This is a genomic window from Synechococcus sp. CS-1328, from assembly GCF_025128095.1.
Classification (GTDB): domain Bacteria; phylum Cyanobacteriota; class Cyanobacteriia; order PCC-6307; family Cyanobiaceae; genus CBW1002.
Window position 1 is genome coordinate 1 of record NZ_JAHLYT010000010.1, and the last position, 4361, is coordinate 4361.

Sequence of the window (4361 nt, forward strand, 5' to 3'; positions counted from 1 at the left end):
CGTAGCGCAATTGATCTCAAGCATCAGGCGTCGCTGAAGCAAGATTGCCTTTGAGACCACGCCGAGACCGCATTGGGCGTTGGCATGGAGCGAGTTGGTTCGTTTTGCTCAAAACGGCCTATGTGCAACACGCTCCTAGGGCTTCCAGAGGCTCAACATCGCTCATGATGACATACCCCGGACGAAGGTTGCCCTGGGTGCCCCCAAGATCCTTCATCAGCCGTTTGTATAGGGCTGCCATGATCTGCCCTGTGGACATACGCAGACGGCTCATGAGTTCGGCGGTGATAATGGCCTCGGTGTCTTCGTCTTCGTCCTTGCTGGCCTGTAGCAACATCCGCAGTAGCTCTGTCCGTGTCGCCGGCCTGTCTTCGTCGCCACCGTTGCCCCCAGACGCCTGCACTGGGGCGCTGGATGAATCCCAGGGCTGTGGCTCCGGCCGCTTCGGCTTACCCGTTGTCTCACGCAGTGCTGGCGGAAGCGGTGTCCCCTCTTCAAGGTATGCGCCAGTCACTAAATTGATAATGCGGCTGTCTATGTCCAGCGGCAGGGCCAGATCGTCGGGGATGTCGAGGTTCATGTAACCACCTCTTGCCGTGCAAGCAGTGCCTCGATCTGCAGAGTGCTTGGCGTGCCAAGGGTGATCCGCTGGAAGCGCTCGTGAGCAGCCAGCTCGAAGCCGGTCTGACGGATCCAGGCGTGCATGGCTGGCACCAGGGCGGCCACCGCTGGCACATCCCGGCGGTGGAGGTTCAACTGCCTGAGGAATCGCTGGAGGGTGATCAGCGTTGCCGCAGCGATCGCCTCATGCCTCCGGATTTCGTCGGGCGGCAACCAGAAGGAGTCAGGTGCGGCGAGCGCAGCTCTGTACTGCCTGCGGACCCTGGTGAGTAGCCGTCGGAACTCGGGCTCGACGACGGTGGCCACCTTGCGGCGCAGGGCTGGCGACGGCGGACGAAAGGAGTCGCGTTCAACATGAGGTTTCAGAACAAGCGAGTTACTGGCGAACCCCCCGTTCAGATCGACCACCGCCCAGATCGCGCCTTCGATCGTTACGGTCTGCCCAAGCCGAAGATCCGGCGGGTGGCACGTACTGCCCTTCCAGCAGCTCAGCACCCCTGGCGCCTGGCGGCACTTGCTGTCCTTCGTCCGCCCGCAAACAGGGCAAGGGCGAGTCTTGCTGGAGCCAAGCCAGCGATGGACGGGAGAAGCCGTCACAGCGCCAGCACCGCGTCACTGAGAGCCTTCAGACGCTTGACGGTGGCTTCGCCATCCAAGGAGAGCAATCTGCGGAGCCTGACCGCCTGGGCATCGGAGAGACACATCGTTCAGCCCCCGCTTCCCTTGGAGTGGATTGGAAGGCTGTAGGTCTCCAGAGCAGCAGGGTCTGCTGCGCAAAGCCGCTGGAGGGCGATGCGGCACTCGGCCAGATTCCACACGCAGGGAGCCGTCTGGCCCAGGCCGCGGCGGTAGTAGCAGAGGCCTGGAGGGAGGTAGCCACCTGCCTTCAGCCGTTGGAGCGTGGTCCTGCCGATGCGGAGGGCATCGCAGATCTCGAAAGTGGAGATCCATCGTTCCGCTGGGCCGCTGATGTCCACGGGAGTTCTGCAAGGGCTACAAGCAGCTTTCCCAGCGCACTACCTGCGACCGAGATCTCCGCATCCGCCTGGCCTGGCAAGAGGAGAAGCACGTGCGGGGATTCGGCTTTCAACCCAGCCGTCCCATCCGAGATGACACCCGAGAACCGCTCCTCGACCACCTTCTTGTCGAATCAACGGCCTCCTGGGCCCAGTCCCACGCGGTGACACCGGACCCGCCCAAGACAGCTCTGCACACAATCTGCACACAGTCTCAATTTCTGCCAAAGAAAAAGGGCTCTCGGATTTCCCGAGAGCCCTTGGTGTAACTGGAATCGGGGCGACAGGATTCGAACCTGCGACCTAGTGCTCCCAAAGAGCTATTTTCTGGCAAGCCCCATTTGGCGGATTAAGCTGTGGCAAGGGATCTCGGCGACGCTGTCTTGCCCTGTCGGGTCGAATCGGCCTAGTTTTGCGCACATCTTGCGCACACCTCGTCCGAGTGCTTCATGCCTAGCGTCCGTTTTGATGAATCCTGGGTGCCCGGTTTTCGCAGCGCCGTGCGCACCTCCACCGCCGAAGGATGGAGTGTGCGCGAGCACCGTGGCGGCATGCGTCTGCAGGTGCGTCAGCCGGGGGCCTCGATGCAGACGGTGGCGCTGCCCTTCGACTGGGCCCGTCGTTCCACCGGGGATGCCCTGGTGCGGATCCGCAACATCTATGCCCTTGTCCACGACGGCCATACCGTTCGCAGCGCCGCCGATCTGCTGGAGGGGAAAGCCCCCGCCGCCGTGAGGCCCTGGCAGCAGGCCGCCGAACGGTTCCGCGACCAGAAGCTGCTGCACGGCAACGCCATCCAGCCGAGCACCTGGGCCAAGAACTACGAGCCGGTGGTGTCGATGGCCGTTGATCTGCTCAGTGCCACCAGGGCCCCCGCCCGGCCGGAGGACCTGCTGGATCAATGCATCAGGGACTGGCCCCCCGGCAGTCGGGCCCGCCAGATCCGTGCCCAGAGCCTGACCCAGTTCCTGCGGTACTGCGTCGATCGCGAGGGCTTTCCTGATCTCTGGACTCCGCCGATCGACCTCCGCTCGCACGTGGGCATGAAGGCCACCAGTGGGGCGGTCAGTCAGAAGGGAGATCCGCTCACGGATCAGCAGATCCTGGAGCTTCTGGCGGGCCTGCCCGCCGATCGGATCGGCCAGCGCTGGAGCGATGCGGTCCGTCTCTGCAGCGAACTCGGGCTGCGGCCGATCGAATTGCTGCACCTCTCGGTGCGCAGGGATCCCGGTACGCGGGAGCGGCACTGGTGGTGCAGCTACCGCAAACGCAGCGGTGGTGGTGCCACCGAGCCCCGCCGCCTGGAGCCCCTGCCGCTGATCGATGGCAACGGCCAGGTGCAGCGATGGGAGCTGATCGAACGCTGGCAGGCGGGATCCATCACCTTGCCGCCCCTGGAGAGTGGCAATGGTGCAGCCGACTGCCTCAAGACCTACCTCAACCGCCAGAGCGCCTGGCAACAGCTCAAGCAGGACATGGCCCAGCGGGGTGAACGGCTGGTTCCCTACAGCTTTCGCCACAGCTACAGCCTGCGTTGTCATCAGCGGGGCATTGACGGCGGTTCGGCGGCGGCGGCGATGGGCCATTCCTACGAGGTTCATTGCCGCAGCTACCCGTGGGCATCGGAGGCGGGAGTGGTGGCCGCTTTCCAGCGTGCTCGGGCCCAGGCGGAAGATCTCCACCTCTGAAGATCTCCCCCCTCTGATGCCCTACGGCTGCCCAGGTCCCCTGCCCTGCGCCGTCCCACCCAGCGCCAGGCCTGCCAGCAGGCTCAGCCCCTGACCCACGGCGTTATCGATGCGGCTCTGGGGCCGGGCGCAGAACAGGGTCAGCGGGTTCTCGGGGCCGGCTGGGCCAGGAGCCAGGGCCGTTGCTGGCGGCGGTGTCTGGCTGCGGAGGGCGACCTGCGGCGCTGGCGCAAGGCCATTCAGCCGCACGTACAGCCAGCTGAGGGCCGTGCAGTTGAGCAGGTCAAAGCCGAGCGTGACCGACTGGAAACCCAGGATGCCAGCAGAGATCCAGACCACCAACCGGCGGGAGTCCATGGCGATGAGCAGCGGCAACGCCTGAGGGTTCCGGGCCTGAACTGACGTGGACCCAAAACCTGATCCCCATGGGTGGGTACCCGGTCCATGGGTGGTTGCCCGGTGTCAACGGCGTAGGCGGGCGCGTCAGCCCCTCAGGGTTCAGAAAGCGGCTCGGCTGGCCGGATCAGCGCTTCCGCTCCCGCCAGATCTCCTGCACAAAGGGATCGCTGACGCCGTAGAGCCCGTGACCGAGTCGCATCAGCATGTTGGCGGCGAGCAGTTCGTTCACCACCAGCTGGATTTCATCGACCCGCACCTCGCGGCCGATCACCTCGCCGTAGGCCGCTCCTGCTTCCGCCGAAAACAGACCCCGGGCTGGCCCATCGGCCTGCGCCACCCGATCAAGGATCGCGATCGCCAGCCCACCGATCTGCTCCACTTTCTGCAGTTCCAGGTCGGCGGCGGAGCTGCGCAGGGTGGCCGCAATCACGGGCAGGAGCTGATCCGGTGAAAGCCCGGACGCGTTGCTGCTGGCCTGGAGCTGAGCCAGGGCGCGGAGAAACTCTTCCGGCCGGTGCCCCAGGGTCTGAAAGGCACTCCAGGCCGTGTCCAGGGAGGGCAGGGCCGCCATCCCGGAGTCCTGCACGCGGCTGCAGCACATGGCCCACATAGTGCTGATCAAGCACGGGATAGGGAA

General features: G+C 64.9%; 5 protein-coding genes and 1 pseudogene. 1 reads left to right on the top strand and 5 read right to left on the bottom strand.

Translation table 11 applies throughout. The features are described 5' to 3' along the window. Positions 1-118: 118 nt before the first annotated feature. The 3 genes from KQ310_RS01560 to KQ310_RS01570 form a co-directional block, all read right to left on the bottom strand. A complete protein-coding gene (locus KQ310_RS01560; RefSeq protein WP_259720045.1) occupies positions 119-580 on the bottom strand; it encodes a hypothetical protein in 462 nt (153 codons plus the stop codon). Further along, on the bottom strand, positions 577-1116 hold the full coding sequence (locus KQ310_RS01565) for a hypothetical protein (RefSeq protein ID WP_259720046.1): 540 nt from the start codon (positions 1114-1116) through the stop codon (positions 577-579). Before KQ310_RS01565 ends, KQ310_RS01560 begins: the two co-directional genes overlap by 4 nt. A gap of 212 nt (positions 1117-1328) precedes the next feature. Continuing rightward, positions 1329-1598 (bottom strand): hypothetical protein, encoded by a 270-nt coding sequence (locus tag KQ310_RS01570; protein ID WP_259720047.1) that lies wholly within the window; start codon positions 1596-1598, stop codon positions 1329-1331. Between the two features lie 488 nt (positions 1599-2086). On the opposite strand from KQ310_RS01570, the gene KQ310_RS01575 reads away from it, so the two are divergent. Further along, positions 2087-3325: a site-specific integrase gene (locus KQ310_RS01575; RefSeq protein ID WP_259720048.1), complete on the top strand. Its 1239-nt coding sequence runs from the start codon at positions 2087-2089 to the stop codon at positions 3323-3325. A 21-nt stretch (positions 3326-3346) separates the two neighbouring features. Here the strand turns inward: KQ310_RS01575 and KQ310_RS01580 are convergent, their stop codons facing one another. Next, on the bottom strand, positions 3347-3682 hold the full coding sequence (locus tag KQ310_RS01580; protein WP_259720049.1) for a hypothetical protein: 336 nt from the start codon (positions 3680-3682) through the stop codon (positions 3347-3349). Positions 3683-3848: 166 nt separating this feature from the next. Then, positions 3849-4361: pseudogene (locus KQ310_RS01585) on the bottom strand (ATP-binding protein); the annotation flags it as partial.

Bases quoted from the DNA above. Each gene is read 5' to 3' on its own strand.
- KQ310_RS01560 (WP_259720045.1), bottom strand. From the start codon at position 580: ATGAACCTCGACATCCCCGACGATCTGGCCCTGCCGCTGGACATAGAC.
- KQ310_RS01575 (WP_259720048.1), top strand. From the start codon at position 2,087: ATGCCTAGCGTCCGTTTTGATGAATCCTGGGTGCCCGGTTTTCGCAGC.
- KQ310_RS01580 (WP_259720049.1), bottom strand. From the start codon at position 3,682: ATGGACTCCCGCCGGTTGGTGGTCTGGATCTCTGCTGGCATCCTGGGT.